This is a genomic window from Saccharopolyspora sp. NPDC000995, assembly GCF_053599315.1.
In genome coordinates this window covers 1-2621 of the sequence record NZ_JBSFLZ010000277.1, presented here as the reverse complement: position 1 = coordinate 2621, position 2621 = coordinate 1, and the positions used below count along the sequence as shown (strand labels likewise).

The window sequence follows — 2621 nt, the reverse complement described above, 5'->3', positions numbered from 1 at the left end:
ACCACCTCTGGAAACCACCTCCGCCGGCACCGCCACCGGCACCGCGTCCACCGGCAACCGCGCAGGCAAGGGCACCGCGCGTGCGGGCCAATACCGATAACCCTCGGCAGGATCGTCGGGCGAAAGTCTGGTCCTGGAATCCATCAACGCCTCGCCCAGATCAAACTTACCGGTAAACCGGCCTCGGGCTCGGGGTGCGCTCCGGAGAGCTGGCGCTTCTTCGTTTTTGGTGAACTCGATCCACCCCTGTGTGCTGGGACGGAATCGAAGGCGACCATCGCTTTGCCGTTCGTAAGCGCCGGCAAGCAGACGCCCGTCCGGGGTTCTGTGCACGTCCGACGTAGTCGCCAATACCGGCCCGTTAACGGCCTCCAGCACCTTTGACAGCAGCGCATCGGAGGCACGGGAAATCGCCAGCAAAGTCCACATTTTTTCGCCGTGCAATCCGCATCCGACGCTGTGCTCCCCGAGCAACCAGGCGAACAGCGCAAAATCGATCACCTCCCCATTCCGGAGGCGAATCCCGGAACGGTCTGAGGTCATCCGGGCCACGACGAGGCTCGTGTCCTGGTACAGCTGGTACGAGTACGCTTGGGCGACGACCTGCGCCTTCGAAGCACCCGGGGCCGGGACCAGCACCGATTGTTGGGGGAGGCTCACGATCAACGCCGGGTAGCCTTCTTCGACATCGTCTTTGAGATCGCTGAGCTTCCACGGGCGTGTCCAGGCGAAAAGCTGCACCACCTGCGCCTGCCCTGCCTCACTCAGCGGCAACAACTCCAGGAACTCCGCCAGCTTCTCCAGCCAGGCCCCCTCATCCCTGGTCTGGTCGTCATAACCCAGCAGATCCGGAGCACCCATCAACCGATCCAGCTCCCGGTAGATCCCCGGATCGGTGCCAGCTAGCATGATCGCCGCGCTCAACTCGGCACGCACCTGCCACAACGCGGGATTCCCGGTCAGCTCACCCGCGTCCCCAGCCCACACCCGGAACTCAAGCCGATCGTCGTCAAATCCGAGGACGTCAAAACGCACCGCACGATTCTTGTCCCTCGGTTGGGGAAGGGATCGGTGGAATCGGTATCCGTCAGGCCCGGTGTCGTCCGCCGCGTACGGATCAGACGGAAGCGAAATCGGCTTAGCGTTCCTGACGTCGCGTTGCTTCGGCCCGTCACTACCTGCAACGTTACCCAGCCGGAAAAGCACCGCCTCGAAGACCTTCGCGACCTGCGCCACACGCACGTACTGCACAGGGCTCAACTGCCAGTCAAAACTGACATTGATATGCCCCCCTGACTCCGAGCCATAACCGCCATGCCGCTGTAGCACACTCAGCAATTTCTCCATACTGGGCCACACCTGCTCGCTGACAGGCCGCCCAGTGTCATTACGCAGGATCGGCGATGTCGCCTCCACCTCGAAACGCTCCGCCTCCTCGATCAACGCCCACCTACCGTCAAGCAGAATCTCCTCGGCAGCAACCGAATCCAACAGATGGACCAGTTTCGAGCCGTGGGCTGCCCTCCAATCCACCAGCCCGTCTCGTTCGAGCTCCACCCCCAGGCTGTGGACCCGCGCATCGAAATTTTCACCCGGGAGTTTGAACTCGACCTCGAATCCCAGACGCACGTCCGACCGAGAGCTCACTCCACCCGGCACACCGTCCTCGAAATACGTGACCGGAACACGCCTCTGCGCTATCGCCTGCTTCGCCTGCACATACACCTCTTGCACCTTCGCCCGGCGAGCATTGCGCAACCTCCCCTCCGCCGCCTCCACTCCACGCAACCCCTCCTCCACGAACTGCAAATCCGCCGAAGTCCAGTCTCCCTGCCGTACCATGCTCTTCGCGGTTTCGACGTTCGCACGCACACCGTTCGGATCGAAATCCGGCGGCATCGCCCGCAAATGCCGCTCCATCCGCCCCGTCAGCTCAGCCAACCTCGCAATCCCCTCCGGCACGAACTTGGCCAACTCCGCCTGCAACACCGCCAACTCTGCCTGCAACGCCCTCTCCGACTCCGACAACGCCTGCCGATCCTCATCCCGCCCCTGCACCGCCACCAACTCCGCCTGCTGCGCCTCAAGCAACTCCAGCGCATCCCGCAAAGCCGCAATCCGCTCCCGAATCTCCACCTCAACCGGCGCAGCCTGCTCCGCCAGCCCCCTCCGATCTACGGCACCGGCTACGGTGTCATCAAACAGCACCGCAGCATCCGACAGCGAAGGCCCACCGCCGGTGTACCGACCCGATCCCGCCACCGACTCCCCCGAACGCCCCGCCTGAACCTCCGGCCCAGCCCCGGCCTGGATACTCAGCCCGCTGCCCCCCGTACCCAGCCTGTCCGCCAGTGCCCGGGAAAACTCCATTACCTGGCCCCGACTATCACCGCCGAGCTGGGGTCGATGATCACGGCCGAGCTCGCGGCGTTTCGCCGCGACCAAGGCCACCACATCGTCCACCGACACGGCAGCGCCCCGACCAGCCAGCTTCCGGGGGTCATGCGTGCCATGCACAATCAGCCGCGCCGCATCCATTTCCCCCGGGGTCAACTCCAACTGCCTCGCCCGCTCGATCTCCCCCCGCACATCCGAGTCCGACCACTGCCCCACCGGGGCTG

At 64.4% G+C, this 2621-nt stretch carries 1 protein-coding gene; it reads right to left on the bottom strand.

The annotated features are described in order from the left end of the window. Positions 1 to 2208, bottom strand: a 2208-nt coding sequence (locus ACWDKQ_RS35720; protein ID WP_450143163.1) for a hypothetical protein, incomplete at its 3' end; no start/stop codon positions are given. Positions 2209 to 2621: the final 413 nt, after the last annotated feature.